The following is a 20,603-nucleotide window of genomic DNA, read 5'->3' on the forward strand; positions in this document are numbered from 1 at the left end:
AGGAAAATGACGGTTGTCGCAACACGGCAGTTAGGCTTGCGTGAAAAACTTATCACTTATGGAGCACAAACCCTTTCAGATACTGAATTACTTGCAGTATTTATCAGCTTTGGAAATCATAAAAAATCCTGTATGCATTTAGCATTTGACCTTCTAGTGCATTTTGGGGACTTGCGTGCAGTACTTTACGCGGACAAAGAGCAATTTAAACAAGTTCAGGGGTTAGGTGAAGTACGTTACGCCCAACTACAAGCAGTAAAAGAAATGTGCCGACGAAGTGACTTGATTCATCTACAAAAGGAAGTCCAAATAAATAACAGCCAACAAACTTATGCCTATTTAAAAAAATGTTTGCGCGATCGTAAAAATGAAATTTTTGCAGCCTTATTTCTGGATAACCAAAATCGCGTCATAGCCTACGAAGAACTCTTTTCAGGCACCATCAATACAGCAACCATCCATCCCAGACCTATTATAGAACGTGTCCTTCAACTGAATGCAGCAGCATTAATCCTGGCCCACAACCATCCATCAGGAATATGCGATGCAAGCGACCAGGACATTTTAGTTACCGAACGCATACGCAACGCTTTAGAATTAGTGGATACCCGTTTACTGGATCATATCATCATTGGAGATAATGAGTTCTATTCCATCATTGCTGAAAATAAATTGAACGTTTCCTGTGATCTGCATTCTTAGAAAAAACTTGAAACTTGGAAACTCAGAAAGAACAGAGGATTGGCTAATAATTCCTTAAGTATGATTGTCTATAATATAGGATATTTATTGCTCAAAGAGTTAAATGAATGTCTACTGCAAAATTAGATTTATCATCTTATCAACATCATGTAAACCAGTTAATTTCACAATTCGGTCCTGCAGTAACTGATAATCATGGCCTTATTGAAGCTTTGTATGATTTGACAACACGATATCTTCGGGACAATTACCCTGGGGCAGACAATTTCAAAGTCATCCAATTATTTCGACATGGAGAATGTACCAGGGCAGATAAAGGATTTGGATTAAGACCGAATGCCAATATCAATCCAGAAGCTGATAAGAATATGAAACAATTTGGATATGAAGCCCTGTTGCATAATCAGCAAACGCCACCCAAGGTTTTATTTTCGACCATGACTCGAGGCACAACAACTGCAGCAAACTTTATTGAAGGATTGGCTAAATTTTTTAAAGAGGCTCAGGTAAAAGCCCGATCTTCACGATGCATCACTGAAATTGCCGAGGGACCTTCTGGTTTTGGCATTGAGCGCTCCTCAGATTATTGGAAGTTAATTAATCCTAACTCGGGTGTGAAATTATCTCAGCGAATAGCACTTTTTTTCTCATGGATATTATTTGGTATCGTTCCTGACCCTTTAGTCAATAACAGCATGGCAAAACACTATGCCTTAGAAACTATCGGTAAAAACTCTACACTACAGGGAGGGGATATTTCATTAGAGTCACACTCCTCAAAGGTAACGCGAACCTCCGATGCACAAAGGAAAAATGGATTAGCGGCAGAGATAGTGAATGAAGTTTTTGCGGAGGACCCTGAAGATTTGATCGTCATAGGTCATGGCAATTCAATAAGGGATACTTTAACTACTTTTTTTCCAAACTACAAAGCAATGCATCGGGAAGATGACGAATTAGATTATGGTGAAAGTCAAAACCTGATGACCTTTAAAGTGAATGGAGAAAAACAGCTTTTTATGTTGCCTTTTAGGATTCAAGTTGATCAACATACACCAGGCCGTATGAATGCACGCTATGTACCTTATGCAGAGCTTACGCCTAACTATCAAGAAATTGCAGATGAGGTGAACTTACGTGATTTAGAGCTGCCAGCATCTGAAGCAGAAGATTTACTAGAATCATATGAGTATATGTTTGGAAATGGGCTCACTCCGAATATGGAGTCTGCTAAAAAAAGTGGCGCCCCCCAATTAATAATAAGAACAGAAACGGTTGAGGAGGAGCAAGATACCAAGCAGGAAATAAAAAAGAAAAACAAAGCAGGATTTAATTTATAGAATATACTTACATATTTCTAATAAATAATTTATCTGAGAATGAAATTTATTATATTCCTGATTCTATGTGTCACAACCTTTACCGCATTTGCCGAGACGGATTATTGCGACTTGGCTTCTGAAAGTTTGTATGCAGACCCCAGCAATTTAATCTCAGTTATCAAAATCAATACCACTCGCACTGCTCTATATTCCTCTACCGTTGAAACGAGTCAAGATTGCCAGAATTATAACCTTCTATTTTCGGTAAAAAATCCCGATGTCATAAAGACCAAACACGGTTTATGTGCCGTTTTACCTGCTGAAGAAATTAAACCTGGATTATGTTCGTTAAACATTAAAGTTTGTGTTTCAGAAACTGAGTGCCAAGATGTAATCATACGACTTACTTCAGAAAATAATCATTATACCAAGGCTGACCCGGCAATTTATGAAATGGATTTTAATTAAGTATTCAAGGGCAAGCATTCTTTAAATTTTCTTTTTCTAAACCTCTCTTATTTACATCAGTGTGCGTCTTTACTTACTATTGAAATTTTATGATTAAAATTTATATAATGCGGACGATTTATATAAAGTGAGTTTAAGGATGCCTATTTCAAGTAAATTAAAAGCAGATTTCGTGGAATTGATCAATGGAGAACTGGATCGCATTCCTGTTGAAAGTTTTGAAGACTTTAATTTAATCGCTCAAGAACTACAAAATATAATTTGCTTTTCTGTTGCTTCGTGTTTCAAAAGTATATTTTTTGCCCAGCCAAAATCTACTCTGCCTAAAAATACTCTAGAACAAATTGACTATGTCCGTTTTTGTTACAATAATCCTAAGGATTATGTCGCATCTTCTGAACATTATTCTGAGTACCAAAAAATTCTTAAAGAACGTATTCAAGCTAAAATCATTGAATTTCAAAAATTTACTGAAAAAGAAAAACAATCTTATATGTCCTTTCAACAAGAAATACATGACCCGTCGACTAAATCGATAGCTAGCGTTGGCTAAAATGGTGCATAGTGAACCATTTCATCTTAAGAAGTATAGGTAGCCTGGACCTCTAAATCTTTTTGTCTTGCTGCAAATTCTTGAATTTGTGATTTTGAAAGAACGACCTTATAGCTCGGATCGGTACTGTAATCCGTTTCGAGAATTATGGTAAAATTCTTATTTTCTATGAGGGGTAGGCCTTCTTCACAAGGATATAAGTTTTCAACCATATGATAATTGCCGTCTAACGGTACGCCTCTGTGTTGAGTACGACCAAAACCAATTTCCTTCGTCAATTGACGCAAATCTAAATCAGACAAATACCTCACAGCAAGATTTATGTCTTCTTCTGAAAGCCCCCTATGGCATATTTCTGAAAATCTATCTTTAAATGCATTACTTCTTTCGGGAATCAAATACCGGTTGTACAAAGATTGAAGCGATAAGAGTAGAGGTTTGTTTTGTACATGTCCATCCATGTTTCCTTTGATAAAACGATCACTCTGTTCATTACCGATATGATCGCAATCATGTTTTTGTATTTGAATCTCACGAATCGCATCAATGTGTGTGATTTTCTGACCTACATAATCGCGCATGGTTTCGATAATTTGACGCAACATCAGCGGCTCACCCGGATTATGCTGAGCATAATAACGAGCGATTTGGATGGCTATATCAAAAGAAGCTGCTTCTTCTTGTGGTAAATCCCTTTGATATCTCTCAAGTGTCTCTATAAAATCTTTATTATATTGATCCACTTTGTCTTGACGGGGTTTATCGAATTCTAAATTAAGCCTGTAATCGAGTGCATTATAAAGATTCGACTCTTCTTGTATTTTATGAAGCACCCTTCCCACTTCGACAGTATTCTCACGTAAGAGTTCACCTGAAAAAGCCCATGCATTCACAGAGCTCCTGTTACCCCAGGTATTGTTATGAACGCCATTCAAAATCACGCTGGTGTAATAAGTCTCTGCAATTTGCTCTATGATTCTAATTTGACAATGCCACTCTTCGGGTATTGGAAAAGCACCCAGAGAATACGCCTCTGTTAGGGATTGATCGCCCGCGACGCCACATATATCCGACAAACACATCAGATCCTTCGTCGTATCGAGAGTAAAACGACTTCTTTGAAATACTCTAAACTCTCTCCCCTCAGGATTTGAAGAATCTAAAACAATTTCTTTTTGAACTTCTTCTGAATCCCCGGTATAAAATACAAGTTTGGTGTAACCTAACTCTTTTAATTTATTTTGGAAATCTGTTTCCTTAAGCATATCCAAAATGATTTTGTCCTTGTTATTTTCGGCTGACGCACTGACAAAGTAGTTCGCATGTTTATCTACTTCATTACTGGCAGCAAATACAGTTGCCGCTCTCTTGTAAGAAATAGGAAAGTTAAAATAGGAAAAGGCAAAATTATTCTTTTGCATAAAGGAAGTAATATTTTCACTTGAACCATGTAATACTTGTTGTTTTACAGAAGAGTCGAGATTCCTAAGAATTTCACCTCGTGCTTCTTGTTTCGCTGCCCTATCTAATTTTGAGAACTCTTTTAAATCGGGTTCAATTAAAATACCCGGATAATCTTTGCCTTTGCCAACATTTCCACTCAAACAAATGATTGGCTCTTCGTAAGGTTTGCGCTCATAAAGCCCATATTCTCCAATAAAGATTCTGGGGCAATTGCTTTTTCGATGATATTTTCCAAAAGAGTCATCAAAAATAGCCGTTTCTACGGCAAGCTTTGCGCCATCACATATTTCCCTCACATTCTCAGTGCTCGAGTTCACTACTTGCAATTGGGGATATTTACCTTGGTCGAAAAAACCTGGATCTAATTGTTCTATTTTTACAAGGGAATCTTGCCTTGCAAGAACAAAGATTGGCGCATCTGGATATTTTTTCATTAAAAATTTTGCGACTTTCATTCCTAATGAGACATCACCATATCCTTTTTGATCTATCATATGTAATACAATAGGCCCCTCGAAATCAGATTCAAAAACGCCCTCACCGTTTATCATGATCGAAAACCCTCACAACATTATATTTTAATGTTAGACCATGAATTTGGAGCTTGCAGAAATTAGGATGAAAGCCGATGAAAAAATAAAAAATACTTAATGAAACGATTCTTTGTTATGTTTAGGAGAGCGAAAATAATCTGCATCCACTCTATTTTATAGCGATACTGCATGATTCATGAATGCTGTTATTTTGAATGAAGTTAAGCGCGACTAAAGTCAAAAGAAATAACGCGTGCAATATCTGATTGTTTCAAGGTTAAAGCCAATAAGCGATCTACGCCTAATGCCACCCCACTGCAAGAAGGTAAACCATATTCTAAAGCTTGCAAAAGATAAGGATCTGCTTGCATCGGAGAAAATCCTTTTTCCTGTCTTATTTTCTGATCCTCGGCAAAACGTTTGGCCTGGGCTTCTTTATCAGTCAGCTCATGAAAACCGTTGGCGAGTTCAACTCCTTGATAATAGATCTCAAAACGCTCTGCGACCCCATTGTTGGTTTTGGACAAAGCGGCTTGAGATTCCGGGAAATTGTAAACTGCAACAGGGGCCTCTTGCTTTCCTAAAAAAGGTTCTACGACATGGCTCATTAATAAAAAAAGATATTGATCTCTATCTTCTTCATGAGGGGGCAGTACATTATCCAAGTGATATTCACGTAATACTTGACGCAACTGTATGGTCGTGGCTGAAAAAGGATCCAGAGCACATGCATCTAAAAAAACCTGTTGATAAGTTTTTTTGATCAGGGGTTTCGATTGCATTACCATTTGTAAGAAAAGGTCCATCTCTTTCATAAGCTCGTGGTGATCAATTCCTATTTGATACCATTCAAGCAAGGTAAATTCTGGATTATGCCAACGACCTAACTCATCATCACGAAACACACGGGCAATTTGAAATATGGGACCGCTTCCTGCAGCAAGCAAACGCTTCATATGGTACTCGGGTGAGGTCTGTAAGAAATAGGTTGCGTCACGAAAAATGGCTTTAATGTTACTGAGGTAAACGTCCGTAGTTCCATAATGCGCCATTATAGGCGTCTCTACTTCCAAATACCCCCGTTCGCTAAAGAAAGAGCGTATTTTAGTTAATAATTCTGCGCGTAACCGTAAGAATTCAATCGATGCAGACGGATGCCACATTAATAAAACATCCCTAATTCAAGACGAGCCGCTTCGGTCATTCTATCTTGAGTCCAGGGGGGCTCCCAAACCAACTCCACCGTACAATCGCGAACTCCTTCCACTTTATTTACTGCAGCTTCCACTGTTCCTGGGAATGTTTGTGCAACAGGACATCCGGGAGTAGTTAAAGTCATTTGAATGGTCGCGTGACCTTCTTCATCAATTGAAATGTCATAAATTAAACCTAAATCATAAATATTCACAGGAATTTCAGGGTCATATATCCCCTTTAGCGCATTAACAACCGCTTCTTTTAATAATTCCTCATCCTGTTTTTTCTTAAAACCAAACATAAATAACCTGCGTTTTTCGGGTTAACAGTAGCCTGCGGGCAGCGAAGCATACCCGGATTCCTGGGGTACGCTTTGCTGCCCTCAGGTTACGCTCTAAGGGCAATGATCATTTTCCCAACATGCCGTTGCCCTATTCAGTTTTCACTATTCTGGTGTCTTTATTCAAAGCAGCTTCTAGCGTATGCCAAGCCAAAGTAGCACATTTTACTCGCGCAGGATAAGCCTTCACTCCTGCAAGGACTGCCAATTTATCCATACCATGCAACTGGTTTTCTTCATTTTGAGTCAACATACGATGAAAGCGATGAAACAACTCATGGGCTTCTTTTATCGTTTTCCCATTTATTGAATCAGTCATCAGGGATGCAGATGCTTGCGATATAGCACAACCACAGCCTACAAAACTTAATTCGGTAACCACATCCCCTAGAATTTTGGCATAAACTGTTAATTTATCTCCGCATAAAGGATTAAAACCATTGGCCTGGACTGTTGGCTCCTTCATTTCATAATGATGACGTGGATTGCGGTTGTGATCGATAATGATTTCTTGATAAAGCTCGCGCAAGTCAGCACTCATGCAAATACCTCTTTAACTCGGTGCAATGCTTTGATGCACGCATCAATTTCTTCTCTGGTGTTGTAAAAAGACAAGGATATACGTGATGTAGCGGCTACATTATAAAAATCCATCAAGGGCATGGCACAATGGTGCCCACTACGTATGGCAATTCCTTCACTATCTAAAATGGTACCGATGTCATGCGCATGGATGGTTCCATGCACAAAAGCGACTACAGGTACTTTATTTTTGGCTGTTCCTAGAATATTAAATCCACTCACTGAGCGAACCCCTGCCGTTGCATATTCTAATAATTCGTTTTCATACGCAATAATGGCATCTAAATCCAATGATTCCACATAATCGATAGCTGCACCCAATCCAATTGCCCCTGAAATATTTGGCGTTCCAGCTTCAAATTTATTCGGTGGAGCGGCATATTCAGTCGCTTCAAAAGTAACGTAATTAATCATTTCACCACCTCCCTGATAAGGAGACATGGCATTTAATAGCTCTTCTTTCGCCCACAGGACACCGATACCTGTTGGACCATACAATTTATGTCCAGAAAAAGCGTAAAAATCACATCCTAAATCCTGCACATCAACCGGAATATGAGGAACTGCCTGTGCTCCATCAATAAGCACCTCAGCTCCGTGATCATGAGCCATTGTGATCATTTCTTTAATCGGGTTAATGGTTCCTAAAGCATTTGAAGCATGGGAAATGGCAACGAATTTAGTGTTTTTATTCAGTTTTTTAGCAAATTCATCCAGTAATATCTCACCATCCAGAGAAATAGGTGCCACTTGCAATTTGGCCCCGGTTTTCTTGCAAACCATTTGCCAGGGGACGATATTTGAATGATGTTCCATGTGGGTAATTAATATTTCTTCATCTGGCAAAATTCGAGGAGCAACGAGACTTTGGGCTACCAGATTAATCGCTTCAGTTGTTCCTCGTACAAAAACACATTCACGTGGAGAGGTGGCATTGATGAAACGTTTCACTTTAGATCGGGCAGCTTCGTAAGCCTCTGTTGCCCTGACGCTTAAAGTATGCACACCACGGTGGACATTGGAGTTATCATGCTCATAATAATGAGAAATCGCATCAATCACAGATTTAGGTTTTTGGGCTGTTGCAGCATTATCAAAATAGATTAAATCAAAATCATTTATTTGTTGATTGAGTGTAGGGAAATCTCTACGAATTGCATGAATATCTAAAGCGTCCATAAGCTTCACCCCAACTGTTGTGTTAATAAATGTCCCATATAATCCGCCAATGGACGATGGGAAATAAGCCGCAGATTATCACTCGCAAAAGCATGAATCAGGTAATGCGAGGCTTCAAGTCTACCAATTCCCCGAGTTGCCAAATAAAATAAGGCTTCCTCATCCAGTTGTCCCACTGTGGCGCCATGAGAGCATAATACATCATCAGCAAAAATTTCTAACTGCGGTTTGGTGTCTACCTCTGCATTTGCTGAGAGTAGAAGATTTTTATTTTGTTGTTTGGCATCCGTATGTTGTGCATCCCTGGCAACCACAACTTTGCCATTAAATACCGCACGGGAACGTCCCGTAAGAATGCCTTTATAATCTTGTTCACTGCTGCAATTGGGTACTAGATGCTGCACCGTAGTATGATGATCGACGTGCTGACCTTCCGCCGGCGCATAAATTCCGTTCATTAAAGCATGTGCTTTTTCCTCTTGCAAATACAAACTAATATCAGAGCGCACCCATTTTCCGCCTAGGCTCAGGGAATGATTGATGAATTCACTTCCTGCCAATTGCTTCACTGACAGATGCCCAAAATGATAAGCGGATTTGCTTTCTCTTTGAAGGGTGTAATGTGTTAATTTTGCACCAGCGGCCACAACCACTTCAGTCACTCGACTGGTTAAATAAACACAACTGACATCACCTTGATAATCTTCAATGACATGAGCCTGACTGTTTTCTTCCGCGATAATCAAATGTCGGAGATAAACTGCCTGGTTTGTTTGCGATTGTACATGAGTTAATAAAATGGGATCTTCAATGACAACACCTGCAGGGATATAAATCATCATACCGCAGTGAATCATGGCTGTATTTAAATAATGTAAACCGTGTTCTTGCTTTAAAATAGATCCTAAATGGTTTTTTAATAATTCTGGATATTGGTTTAGAGCCTCTGATAAAGGGAGAACGAGGACTCCCTGAGGCAAAGACTTGGCAAGGTTTTCGAAACCAGAAATATGTCCATTTTCAATCACCACTTGGTGCGGGGATTGCAGCCTGGAATTTAATTTTTCATGGGAAGAATGAACTGCTGATTCCTTATAAGAATCTGCAGCATCAAACTGCATAAAAGGTTGACTGAGTAATGCATCAACACTGGTGTACTTCCAGTCTTCATCATGCCTTGTGGGAAAACCATGCTGATTTAAATCACTTAATGCTTTGGTTTGTAGCTGCGCAAGCCAAGGCAAATGAGATAGACTGCTTTTTGCTCGTTGTTGGTAAAAGTCCAAAATATCGCTCATATCACTGCACCGTTTCCTCAAGCCAACTGTACCCTTTTTTCTCTAACTCAAGCGCTAGAGATTTATCGCCGGACAAAATAATCCGTCCATTGACCAGCACATGGATAAAATCTGGCTCAATATAATCAAGTAAGCGTTGATAATGCGTCACTAAAATAATAGAACGTTCAGGGGAACGCATCGCATTCACGCCTTGGGAAATAATACGTAATGCATCGATATCCAATCCTGAATCGGTTTCGTCAAGAATTGCAAGTTTGGGCTCCAGAGCTGCCATTTGTAAAATTTCATTACGCTTTTTCTCGCCCCCGGAGAATCCTTCATTAATGCTGCGATATAAAAAACTTTCATCCATCTCGAGTAATTGGCATTTCTCACGAATGAAGGTTAGAAACTCAATGGCATCGAGTGTATTTTTCCCTTGACCTTTACGTACTGCATTCACCGAAGCTTTAAGAAAGTTAACATTCGTTACCCCGGGTATTTCAACAGGATACTGGAAGGATAAAAAAATCCCGGCACGTGCTCTTTCTTCTGGAGATAAAGGAACTAAATCTTGGCCGATATAGCTTATTTCTCCACCAGTAATCTGATAAAAGGGATGGCCAGCTAACACTTTAGATAAGGTGCTTTTACCTGAGCCATTGGGTCCCATAATGGCATGGACTTCCCCGGCATTCACCTCAAGGTTTATACCTTTCAAAATGGGTTGCTCATTTACTTCAACGTTTAAGTCTTTAATTTTTAACATATTAACCTACTGCCCCTTCTAAACTTAGACCTAGCAATTTTGTCGCTTCTACCGCAAATTCCATAGGCAATTCTTTTAATACTTGCTTACAAAAACCATTTACAATCATGGACACCGCATCTTCAGTATCAATCCCTCTTTGCTGACAATAAAACAATTGCTCTTCACTAATCTTTGACGTAGTCGCTTCATGTTCCACTTGTGCTGTAGGGTTTTTGACCTCTATGTAAGGAAAAGTATGCGCAGAACATTCCGATCCCATCAACATCGAATCGCATTGAGTATAATTACGAGCATTCGTCGCTGTGGGAGCAATACGGACCAAGCCACGGTAAGCATTATGTGCACGGCCTGCGCTGATTCCTTTTGAAATAATGGTGGAGCGGGTGTTCTTTCCAATATGGATCATTTTAGTGCCGGTATCGGCTTGTTGGAAATTATTAGTCAAAGCGACCGAATAAAATTCACCAACCGAATCATCCCCTTGTAAAATCACGCTAGGATATTTCCAGGTAATGGCAGAGCCGGTTTCAATTTGAGTCCAGGAAATTTTGGAGCGCTTACCGCGACAAGCCCCGCGTTTGGTTACAAAGTTATAAATACCGCCTTTACCTTCCTTATCTCCTGGATACCAGTTTTGAACGGTAGAATACTTAATTTGCGCCCCATCCAGGGCCACAAGCTCTACTACAGCAGCATGTAACTGGTTTTCATCACGCATCGGAGCAGTACATCCTTCGAGATAGGAAACATAACTGTCTTCATCGGCAATGATTAAGGTACGCTCAAATTGCCCAGTCGAAGCCGCATTAATACGGAAATAAGTTGATAGCTCCATGGGACAACGTACCCCTTTAGGTATGTAGACAAAAGAACCATCACTAAATACAGCTGAATTCAAGGCAGCATAGAAATTATCACGGTAAGGAACCACTGAACCCAAATAGTTCATGAGTAGTTCAGGATATTTGTGTACTGCTTCAGAAATAGGACAAAAAATAACACCTTTTTCCGCCAATTTTGCTTTAAATGTAGTTGCCACAGAAACGCTATCGAACACAGCATCTACTGCAACCCCAGCGAGCAACTCTTGCTCCCTGAGAGGAATGCCTAGTTTCTCATAGGTTCTGAGTAATTCAGGATCGACTTCGTCCAAACTCTTGGGTGCATCTTTTAGCTTTTTAGGTGCTGAATAATAAGAAATCCCATTATAATCTACAGGAGGATAATGAACGCTGGACCATTGAGGCGGCGACATAGTTAACCAATGTCTGTATGCTTTCAAACGCCACTCAAGTAAAAACTCAGGCTCGCCTTTAATAGCTGACAAACGCCGAATCACGTCTTCATCCAGGCCTGGTTCAAAGGTGTCCACTTCAATGTCTGTGGTAAACCCATGTTGGTATTCTCTATCGAGCAGAGAATTAATTTGCTCACTGCTTTTAGCCACGATTAACTCCACTTGCCAATTGTCGCACTCGCTCCACATCATGTGCATGCAAAGATGGTTTAGCTAAAGTAGCTAAACTTACACTGTCCAAGGCTGTTTCAATTGCTTGACTTATTAATCTCCAATTGCCTTGAATAGTACAAACACCTTGCAAGGAACAATCATTTGGTTGCAAACTGCACTCTGTGAAACCACGATGCTCTTCCAATGCAAAAATAATTTGCGACACAGAAATCTCAGTAGCAGGCCGTCGCAATCTGTATCCTCCAGTCACTCCGCGTACTGAAGTCAATAAACCTGCACTGGTTAAACGTTTTAAAATTTTACTTACCGTAGGTACAGTGAGATGTGTATGTAAAGCAATATCACGGGCATTACATAATTCGTGTGCGTGCCTGGCGAGATAAACCATCACAACTGTTCCATAATCGGCCAACTTGCTGATGCGCAGCATAACACCTCAAACTCGAATAATCTAGTACTAAATAAGTCTTAATTAGAAACAAAGAACCGCTTCTTTTGTTTTCTCATCCTATTATAAATATAGTACTAAAATAGTTCTATATCAGGCAAACACGAATAGTACCTTATTGATACGGAATGTTGCAAATAAAATATTCATAGATTATGAATAATAGTTTATCAGTAGAACTGTTGTTTATATTGATAATTCATTTCAAGTGAAGATATATTCACTTTCTTTTTACAATCAGAGCATTTCCGTCATGTCTTACCAAAATTGCATCTGATACAGGGTACCGTCCCTTCTCAATTTTTGACCCTTCCACAAAATTCACTGTATAACAAGGCTCTGGATGCCATCTTTTAAAAAGTCTGATCATAAATCTTGACTCACTTGAACTTAGCGCGTTATATAACGTATCATCTTCTTTTAAATTTGAGTGATTGCAAGACGAATTCATGCTTGAATCAGGACCTGTTAGGAACAAGACCATGGCCGCTGTGCATTACCCAGCCTCCCTGGTCAGTAGCCATCTCATTAATTCGGGAACCATGCTTGTCCCGCAAGGTTACTATCGCTCTAAATTATTTATTGCTCCTTTCTCAAATAACTCTTTAGTTTCGGCAGCAGGACCCATTTTATCGCTATTAGAACGGCTCTGTCTTAGTCCTTCTTTGCCCCCTATAGAGAATATTAGAGACAATATTGAACATGAACTGCTTGCGTTTCAAAGTAAAATTGACGCTTCAAAATATCCAGCCGATTTCGCTGCCATAGCTCATTATTTAATGGCGGCTACAATAGATGAAATCCTTGGTAAAAATTATATGCGCGTGTACCAAATTACCGCAGAATTCAAAGCATTTACCCCTTTGACTCAGGATGGGGCTCAGCCTCAGCATCGTTTTTTTGAAATTCTGAATTATATAAAAGAACGTCCGAATCAGTACCTGGATTTAATAGAATTGGTTTATTTTTTTCTCATTATTGGTTTTGAGGGTCATTTCCATCTCAAACCCGATGGCCGGCAAGCTTTGGACAATTATATCGAAGATCTTTATCAAATTATTCAACAAAACCGTTTTAACCAACCCCGGCGTTTGTTTAATGAAAACCCCATACCCAAAATAGTTAAAAAAAATTATAAAGCTGTCATAATAACGCTAATTGCAGCGGTTACCGTGGTGACACTTGCCTTTTTAACAAGCCAATATTTGTTAGAAAACAAGGCAAAAAATGTTTTATTTGGACATACCCAACTTGCTCTACTGGATAGCTAATGGATAATTCGTTACGTGCATTGTGTGATGCTATAAAAAAAATACTTTCCCAGTTAAAACCCCAGAGTCACCAATTATCTTTTTTAGTCATCACTGGCAAGAATGCCCAAGGTAAATCGTCGCTTTTAAAACAAAGTAATTTGGAAGAGATTCCTGTTTTTAGTGAACAACATGCCAAGATCTATTTTAATCAAAAAGGGATTATCATAGAACTGGGTGAAAATTGGCTCAACAACAGCAAAACATTATTGCTTACTACTTTAAGACAATTAAATCGATGCAATTCCTATTTAAAAATAACCGGGCTTGTTTTATGTATCGATGTCAATGATTTGCTCATTGCTGATCTAGGGCAACTAGCAGAACAGAAAAAAGCGCATTTGCAATTATTGGAGCGATTTGGAACCAATTTAGGTTACCCAGTAAATCTTGCTTTAATGTTTACAAAAATGGATACCTTAGCTGGTTTTACCGAGTTTTATCATTCGGAGCACGCGGCGGATTTGGCTAAACCACTTGGATTTTCCCTGGATTGCCGAAACGAATTAAAAAAGAAAATAGAAGCCTATTCAGTTCAGTTTAATCAACTAACTGAACAACTGGGTCAACAAGTAATTCAAAAAATGCATCCTGCTCGCTCGACAATGAGACGCAGTCTGATTCGCGAATTTCCATTACAAGTGGCCAATCTAAGATCACCGATACAGTCTTTTATCCAGGGTATTTCACCCAAACTTTTTAATTTACACTCCATCTACTTTAGCAGTGCAGAGCAAGGAGGAGTGAGTATTGATCGTCTGAACAAAAAAATACAACATGAATATGCTTTGGTAGTGCAGGACACGTTTCCCCAAGCGACAAATTTCAGAGCCTATTTTGTTGAAGGCGCTTTAAAGACTTTTCAGGAACACTGCAGCCAAATTCCACAGGTACGGAAGTTTTCACAAAAACCTATCATTGCAGCAACTGCAAGTATTGCGGGCATTAGTTTGTTAATCTTGAGTTACAATCATTATAAAACCTCTCACTTATTAGATGCCACCAGTAAAGAATTATTAGCCTATGATGTGCTTAATAGCCAAAAAAATAAAGAAAAACAGGCACTTTATCATCTATCCAATGCTGCGAAAACAATGAACCATATTTCAAGTAATTCCTTGTCTTTGCCTACGGTGCATCAATTAAAACATAATTTGCGTCAAAATGCTGAAAACCGTTTACAGGGTGAGTTTTTACCCTCCTTAACCGGTGAGCTGGAGGATGTCATTAACAATCCTGGTAATACACCCATCGTTCGCTACAATGCATTGAAAATTTATTTAATGTTAAGCCAACCAGAACATTTTTCTTCCATACAGGTTCAAGATTGGTTTGCGAACCAATGGAAAAATCAACCCGAAAGCTCGTTAAAGAAACAACTCGCCCTGCTAAAAACTCTATTGAGTAAACCGCCTCAAAATATACTTGTAAAAAAACAGGTCATTAGCGATGCTCGAAATTATTTAAATGCCTTACCCACAAGTTATCTTTATTATTCCATAGCCAAAGATTTTTTCCCTGATGCCAAACAAAAAATAGCAATTAATGGCTTTGTATTGTCGACAAATGATGTGCCTGTCTACTTTACCAAAACGGGATTTAATGAGATCATCCAAAGAATACCTGAAATCAGCCATAGCTTGCAAAAAGAAAATTGGGTGCTCGCACGTAATGACCTCAATCAATTGCAGGAAATGATCACCCAGGCCTACTGTTTTGATTATGTCACTTGGTGGCAAACGTTCATGCGCAAATCACAACCCCTACACTATCAAGATTATCAAGGGGGACGTCAAGTCGTAAAAAATATAGAACAATCTCATGCATTGAGTAAAATTATTGGCTTAATTCAACAAGAAACCAAGGCAGATTTAAGCAATACCGCTTCTTTATTTAATCAATCTATTGCCAACCAATTTACTGATTTAAATTTGATGAGTATTTCCAGTACTAAAGAATTAAACCTGAAAATTGTTGACCTAGAACGTTTTATTTCCACTTTATCTATGATAAATGATGGGGGTAAAACTGCATTTAACATAACCCGAACACGTTTTGTCAGTGACAGTGCCTCAGACCCTGTCAGTCTTCTTTTCAATCAGGCCCGGCAATTACCTGAACCCCTTGGTAACTGGACGAAGCAGTTAGCTAGTGATGCCTGGGGGATTTTAATCAAAGACAGCCGTCAATATATTAACCAGCAATGGCAACAAACGGTATATAGAGAATTCCAAACTACCATTGCTAGACGTTATCCCTTTGATTCATCACAACAAGAAGAAATTGCAATTAATGATTTCAATCATTTCTTTTCCACCCATGGTTCATTAAATACATTTACTGAAAACTATGTGAAACCTTTTTTAGACATTTCCAGTGCGGAATGGAAGCCAAAAGCGGTCAATGATACGGTATTACCCATTGCCTCAGAGACATTAGATGCCTTGATACGTGCAAATATCATAACTAATATGTTTTTTCCTGATCATACTGAGGAAAGTAAAATTGATTTTAGCCTGCAAAAAATAAGTCTTGATCCTGTGGTTGCGAATATTGAACTTGAGATAGGCAAAACCAAGTTAATGGATAATCAAAGTACTGATTCCGTGGTGCAGTTTACTTGGCCGCAATCTCATGCAAAACTTTCATTAAATTCAATTGAAGGTAACCATTTTGAATTGGCAGAACATGGAACATGGGCTTTATTTAAATTATTGGAAAAAGTGAATGTATTGGTGGATGAGCAAGACAGTTCCAGTTTACAAATACTCTTTGAAATTAACAGTAATTCAGGCCGTTATTTATTAAAAGCGAATAACCAAGTCAATCCATTTACACCCGGAATTTTAAATGGGTTTTCATTAAATGATTCTATAGTTTAGGCTTAAGTGTTGTGATCGCATAGAAAAAGTTGCATTTAATATTTATTAAATCTGAGCGCCTATTTTGTTTCACTTCTTAATGCATATTTTGAGAACGGCAACATGAGATATCACTTTATTTTATTGATGACATTAGCCATTAGCAGTGTATCTTTTTCACAACAATCGAAGGCTTATCATCCTGACTTGGAATCAGTAACCATTTCGTCTATCCATAGTGCCATTCAAAATCACCAACTCACATGTTTTGATTTGATCACAACCTATATTGATCGTATTAAAAAATATAACCTAAGCATTCAATCCCATGCACCCATCAATGCATGGAGCGAGTTAAATCCATCTGCTTTAGAACAGGCCTACCAATTAGATATTTCCTTTAAAAAAACAGGGAAGCTTTCAGGACAACTTCACTGTATTCCAATCATTTTGAAAGACAATATTGATTCTTTTGACACAACGACAACCTCAGGATCATATGCGTTACTTGGTAGCCAACCTGTCGACGATGCTTTTCTAGTAAAAAAATTACGTCATGCCGGAGCCATTATTTTAGGTAAAGGGAGCATGGATGAATTTGCCTGGGGAATGTTTGGAATCAGTAGCCGTAGTGGACGAATTGGTAATGCTTATGATCCCAGTAAAAATCCTGGAGGGTCTAGCGGCGGGTCAGCAGCTGCAGTAAGTGCCAGTTTTGCTTTAATAGGTATTGGTACTGATAATAGCGGATCAGTCAGAATTCCAGCGGCATTTCATGGTTTGGTTGGATTGCGCCCAAGTACTGGATTGATTAGTCAACAAGGTATTTTCCCAATGGGAAATCTGGATGGGTCGGCCGGACCAATTGCACGGACTACAACCGAACTAGCTATTGTTCTGGATGTCCTAGCCAAATCCGATCCCCATGATCCCAAAACCCTCAATATTCCTAGAGTGAAAACCTATACAAAATTTCTAAATATAAATGGATTAACTCACAAACGCATTGGAATCATACACCATGTCAATGGCATTGATACATTCGATAAGATGCCTCCTCGCATTGAAAAAATAATACAAAGTGCAACTAAAGATATGCAAAAAATGGGCGCAACAGTGGTAGATGTGAATCTGCCACTGTTTAACAATGATCGTCAAAACAATCAAGCAGGAGAAATTCAGGACGTAAATGAGTATCTTGCTTCTTTTCCGTCTACGCGGAAAAATTTTCGTGATATTTGTGAATCCAATCGCACACGAAATTTTGGGCCAATTAAAGATTGCCTTCACTTTATCAATAACATGCCAGGCAAGAGCAGCAAGCCTTATCAAAAAGCTCAAGCTATTATTAAAAAAAATAAAATCTATGTTCAAACGGTAATGCAAATAAATAATCTGGATGCGCTACTTATACCCATAACCACACAAGGCTCCGCTACATATGACGGAATGACTGTAAATACTTGGCGTGCTCCTGTCTCATCCAACTCAGGGCTTCCTTCTATTAATATCAATGTCGGATACAGTGAAACCAATATGCCTATTGGAATTGAACTTGTCGGCAAACAATTTCATGAGGGCACATTGATTGAAATTGCTTATGCTTATGAAATGCAAACACCTAAAAAAATTAATCCAATGATGCCAGAAGTAAATTCAGCTCTATTAAATTTATCCATCCCAGAACTGAATAATTTGTTTACGCTTTTAGGAAAAAATGCTTATGAAGAAGTGCTGATACATCATCAGGGCTCCACGGACATAGCGAATGATTTAACACCTGAAAGATTCAGAAAAATCACTGCGGACACAATTAAGAAACTGAAAACAAATCTAAATCGTTGATTGATTATTCGGTTTACCAGTCTACAAATGAACAGGCACCCTTCTTATTAAGATTTAGGCTTCACCATGAACTGGAGCAGATCATTTTTGCATTTTTTTTATAGTAGTTAAATTTTAAACACATGAGGAAGATTTCTTTAAATTCAGTTATACTAATTATCTCATTTTATAACGAAAGGCTAATACTATGCGCACGTTTGTTTCTTTTTTACTAATCGCATTACTAAGTTTTGGGCTGCTAATAAATGAAGCATCTGCCAAACGTTTTGGTGCAGGCAGAAGTTTTGGCATCCAGCGTTCACACACTTCTCTTTTTTCTCCTAATAAAGTACAAAAATCCAGTGCTTTTGGGCAAAGTTCAAAAAATCCAAGTCGATGGGGCGGATTGCTTAGTGGCTTATTAATTGGTGGTTTACTAACCAGCTTATTTATGGGTCATGGCCTTGCTAGTGGCCTTATGTCATGGATTGTGGTAGGTGCAATCATTTTCTTTATTGTAGGTTTTTTCCGCAAAAGGATGCAACCTGGATTTCAATCAGGACAAAACCAGAGAAATTCTTACAATCAAAATCCATTTAATAACTTCACTCAATCTTTTAATAGCAGTACAGGCAGTAGCTCAAGTGCGGCTAACAGTGAATATCCAGCAGGCTTTTCCCCTGAAGGTTTTTTGCGTGAAGCCAAAGTAACATTTAACCGGTTACAGGCAGCATATGACCAAAAAAACCTGGATGACTTAAGTACATTTACCGCTCCAGAAATTTTTGCAGAAATTAAAATGCAATTGGATGAGCGAGGAAATGCAGAAAATAAAACGGAAGTCATTACTTTGGATGCGGAGTTGTTGGATGTATCCAGACAATCAAATTCCCTCATAGCGAGTGTTCGCTTTACAGGTTCAATTAAAGAAAATGAGGAACCCATAAGTCAGTTCGATGAGATTTGGCATTTCCGTCAATTCTCAAACAGCGCCCAATGGGTGGTAGGCGGTATTCAGCAAGAAGTGTTTCAACCATAAAAAGAACAAAAATTGAGAAAAGTATGGTTGGGTCTTAGAACCCAACCTACAAAAGAGACACACCTGATGCCTCATTAAAATGTAGGATAAAAAGCAGAGCGTGAACGCAGATTATCCAACTCATCCTGCGTGTAATCGAGAACCTCTATGCCTTTTTTAACCAAATCAATATTGTCGCGTAATTTTTTTGCTTCACTTTTATTCAATTCAAGAACATCTATTCCTAATTGAATGAGCTCTAAATTGTCCATTAATTGACGCGCCTCTTCTTCATCAAGTTCAAGCACGTCTATGCCAAGTTCCACTAGCGGCAAATTACTGCTCAATCGAATGCGCTCTCTTTCATTAAAATCACGTATACCGCTTATCTCTAACTCAGATAATGCATTTTTATCCTGTTTTAATTTTTCGCTAAAAAAGGCTGGCATGAAAACAATCCTTATTTTTATTATGGTTGGAATACAGCAAACCCTATTATATTAACAGAACATCATGAACAAATTAACGATTTAATATGAAGGATTAAAGAGCATCTGAAAAGGTTAAAACCAGGATTTTACCTGATTTCATCTGAGGTTGAATAAGAAAAATGGATTGGTAGGTTTGCACCGCAGATGCGCGGTGCAAAATAAAAAATTGAAAAACAATAGAAATATTAGATATACGCCACATCAATTATTTCATATTCCACCAACCCCCCTGGGGTATTTACTGAAACGCAGTCATCTAATTCCTTGCCAATCAGAGCGCGACCAATGGGGGAACTGTAAGATATTTTATTTTGTTTGATGTCTGCTTCGTCTTCACCTACTATTTTGTAGGTGACTTTGTTGTCTGTCGCAATATGGCACACAGTCACGGTAGAACCAAATACTACCTTTCCATTGTTTGGCAATTTGCTGATATCTACAATTTGCGCATGAGACAATTTCGCTTCAAGCTCTTGGATACGCCCCTCATTAAAACTTTGCTGTTCTCGAGCTGCATGATATTCAGCATTTTCTTTCAAGTCACCATGAGCCCGTGCTGTAGCAATTGCTTCAACAATACGGGGCCTATCAACAAATTTTAAACGATGTAATTCTGACTTCAGTGCTTCAGCACCGTGTACTGTCATAGGGTGTTTGCTCATATCTACCTCAAAAAATAATTCCCTGGTAATTTCTTACTACGCTATTTTCAAAGAGAAAATAAGTTTTTATTAAACCATCTGTAGTCTGGATTAAACGAAGCGCTACCTCGGAGTATTGCATGCGTC

Annotated in this window: 19 protein-coding genes; 8 read left to right on the forward strand and 11 right to left on the reverse strand. The window is 38.6% G+C overall.

What is annotated here, in order from left to right; all coding sequences use genetic code 11:
- Positions 1-6: 6 nt before the first annotated feature.
- The 4 genes from radC to BU07_RS0101520 all read left to right on the forward strand — a co-directional run bounded on the left by radC (position 7) and on the right by BU07_RS0101520 (position 3,045).
- Positions 7-702 carry a RadC family protein gene (radC, locus tag BU07_RS0101505; RefSeq protein WP_031562971.1) on the forward strand — a complete coding sequence of 232 codons (696 nt, stop codon included), beginning with the start codon at positions 7-9 and terminating at the stop codon, positions 700-702.
- A gap of 107 nt (positions 703-809) precedes the next feature.
- Positions 810-2,042: a hypothetical protein gene (locus tag BU07_RS0101510; RefSeq protein ID WP_031562973.1), complete on the forward strand. Its 1,233-nt coding sequence runs from the start codon at positions 810-812 to the stop codon at positions 2,040-2,042.
- Positions 2,043-2,081: 39 nt separating this feature from the next.
- Positions 2,082-2,492, forward strand: a complete 411-nt coding sequence (locus BU07_RS0101515) for a hypothetical protein (RefSeq protein WP_031562976.1) — start codon at positions 2,082-2,084, stop codon at positions 2,490-2,492.
- 139 nt (positions 2,493-2,631) lie between these two features.
- A complete protein-coding gene (locus tag BU07_RS0101520) occupies positions 2,632-3,045 on the forward strand; it encodes a hypothetical protein (RefSeq protein ID WP_031562978.1) in 414 nt (137 codons plus the stop codon).
- A 26-nt stretch (positions 3,046-3,071) separates the two neighbouring features.
- On the opposite strand, the gene BU07_RS0101525 is transcribed toward BU07_RS0101520, so the two are convergent.
- The 9 genes from BU07_RS0101525 to BU07_RS0101565 all read right to left on the reverse strand — a co-directional run bounded on the left by BU07_RS0101525 (position 3,072) and on the right by BU07_RS0101565 (position 12,293).
- Entirely contained in the window at positions 3,072-5,060 is a 1,989-nt protein-coding gene (locus BU07_RS0101525) for a hypothetical protein (protein ID WP_031562980.1), read from the reverse strand.
- 203 nt (positions 5,061-5,263) lie between these two features.
- Positions 5,264-6,205, reverse strand: a complete 942-nt coding sequence (gene epmA, locus BU07_RS0101530; protein WP_031562982.1) for an elongation factor P--(R)-beta-lysine ligase — start codon at positions 6,203-6,205, stop codon at positions 5,264-5,266.
- Complete coding sequence (locus BU07_RS0101535) at positions 6,205-6,540, reverse strand: SUF system Fe-S cluster assembly protein (RefSeq protein WP_031562984.1); 336 nt, start codon at positions 6,538-6,540, stop codon at positions 6,205-6,207. The genes epmA and BU07_RS0101535 overlap by 1 nt, the downstream gene beginning before the upstream one ends.
- Before the next feature lie 130 nt (positions 6,541-6,670).
- The gene (sufU, locus tag BU07_RS0101540) at positions 6,671-7,120 is read right to left on the reverse strand and encodes a Fe-S cluster assembly sulfur transfer protein SufU (protein WP_031562986.1); all 450 of its coding nucleotides are present in this window, start codon (positions 7,118-7,120) and stop codon (positions 6,671-6,673) included.
- Positions 7,117-8,340: a cysteine desulfurase gene (locus BU07_RS0101545; protein ID WP_031562988.1), complete on the reverse strand. Its 1,224-nt coding sequence runs from the start codon at positions 8,338-8,340 to the stop codon at positions 7,117-7,119. Before BU07_RS0101545 ends, sufU begins: the two co-directional genes overlap by 4 nt.
- 5 nt (positions 8,341-8,345) lie before the next feature.
- Positions 8,346-9,638, reverse strand: a complete 1,293-nt coding sequence (sufD, locus tag BU07_RS0101550) for a Fe-S cluster assembly protein SufD (protein WP_031562990.1) — start codon at positions 9,636-9,638, stop codon at positions 8,346-8,348.
- Position 9,639: 1 nt separating this feature from the next.
- Entirely contained in the window at positions 9,640-10,389 is a 750-nt protein-coding gene (gene sufC / locus BU07_RS0101555) for a Fe-S cluster assembly ATPase SufC (RefSeq protein WP_031562993.1), read from the reverse strand.
- Between the two features lies 1 nt (position 10,390).
- A complete protein-coding gene (gene sufB, locus BU07_RS0101560; RefSeq protein WP_031562995.1) occupies positions 10,391-11,839 on the reverse strand; it encodes a Fe-S cluster assembly protein SufB in 1,449 nt (482 codons plus the stop codon).
- Complete coding sequence (locus BU07_RS0101565; RefSeq protein ID WP_031562997.1) at positions 11,832-12,293, reverse strand: SUF system Fe-S cluster assembly regulator; 462 nt, start codon at positions 12,291-12,293, stop codon at positions 11,832-11,834. The genes sufB and BU07_RS0101565 overlap by 8 nt, the downstream gene beginning before the upstream one ends.
- Before the next feature lie 500 nt (positions 12,294-12,793).
- Between BU07_RS0101565 and icmH the strand changes: the two genes are divergently transcribed.
- The 4 genes from icmH to BU07_RS0101590 all read left to right on the forward strand — a co-directional run bounded on the left by icmH (position 12,794) and on the right by BU07_RS0101590 (position 19,345).
- Entirely contained in the window at positions 12,794-13,582 is a 789-nt protein-coding gene (gene icmH, locus BU07_RS0101575; RefSeq protein ID WP_031563002.1) for a type IVB secretion system protein IcmH/DotU, read from the forward strand.
- Entirely contained in the window at positions 13,582-16,503 is a 2,922-nt protein-coding gene (gene icmF / locus BU07_RS0101580; RefSeq protein ID WP_031563003.1) for a type IVB secretion system protein IcmF, read from the forward strand. Before icmH ends, icmF begins: the two co-directional genes overlap by 1 nt.
- A 102-nt stretch (positions 16,504-16,605) precedes the next feature.
- Positions 16,606-18,327: an amidase gene (locus BU07_RS0101585; RefSeq protein ID WP_031563005.1), complete on the forward strand. Its 1,722-nt coding sequence runs from the start codon at positions 16,606-16,608 to the stop codon at positions 18,325-18,327.
- A gap of 187 nt (positions 18,328-18,514) precedes the next feature.
- Positions 18,515-19,345, forward strand: coding sequence for a Tim44 domain-containing protein (locus BU07_RS0101590; RefSeq protein ID WP_031563006.1), 831 nt, complete (start codon positions 18,515-18,517; stop codon positions 19,343-19,345).
- Positions 19,346-19,419: 74 nt separating this feature from the next.
- Here BU07_RS0101590 and BU07_RS0101595 read toward each other — a convergent pair whose 3' ends face one another.
- Both BU07_RS0101595 and greA read right to left on the reverse strand, forming a co-directional pair.
- Positions 19,420-19,773 carry a hypothetical protein gene (locus BU07_RS0101595; protein ID WP_031563009.1) on the reverse strand — a complete coding sequence of 118 codons (354 nt, stop codon included), beginning with the start codon at positions 19,771-19,773 and terminating at the stop codon, positions 19,420-19,422.
- A gap of 227 nt (positions 19,774-20,000) precedes the next feature.
- The gene (gene greA, locus BU07_RS0101605) at positions 20,001-20,477 is read right to left on the reverse strand and encodes a transcription elongation factor GreA (RefSeq protein WP_031563010.1); all 477 of its coding nucleotides are present in this window, start codon (positions 20,475-20,477) and stop codon (positions 20,001-20,003) included.
- Positions 20,478-20,603 lie beyond the last annotated feature (126 nt).

The organism is Legionella wadsworthii DSM 21896 = ATCC 33877 (assembly GCF_000701265.1).
In the GTDB taxonomy this organism is placed as follows: domain Bacteria; phylum Pseudomonadota; class Gammaproteobacteria; order Legionellales; family Legionellaceae; genus Legionella; species Legionella wadsworthii.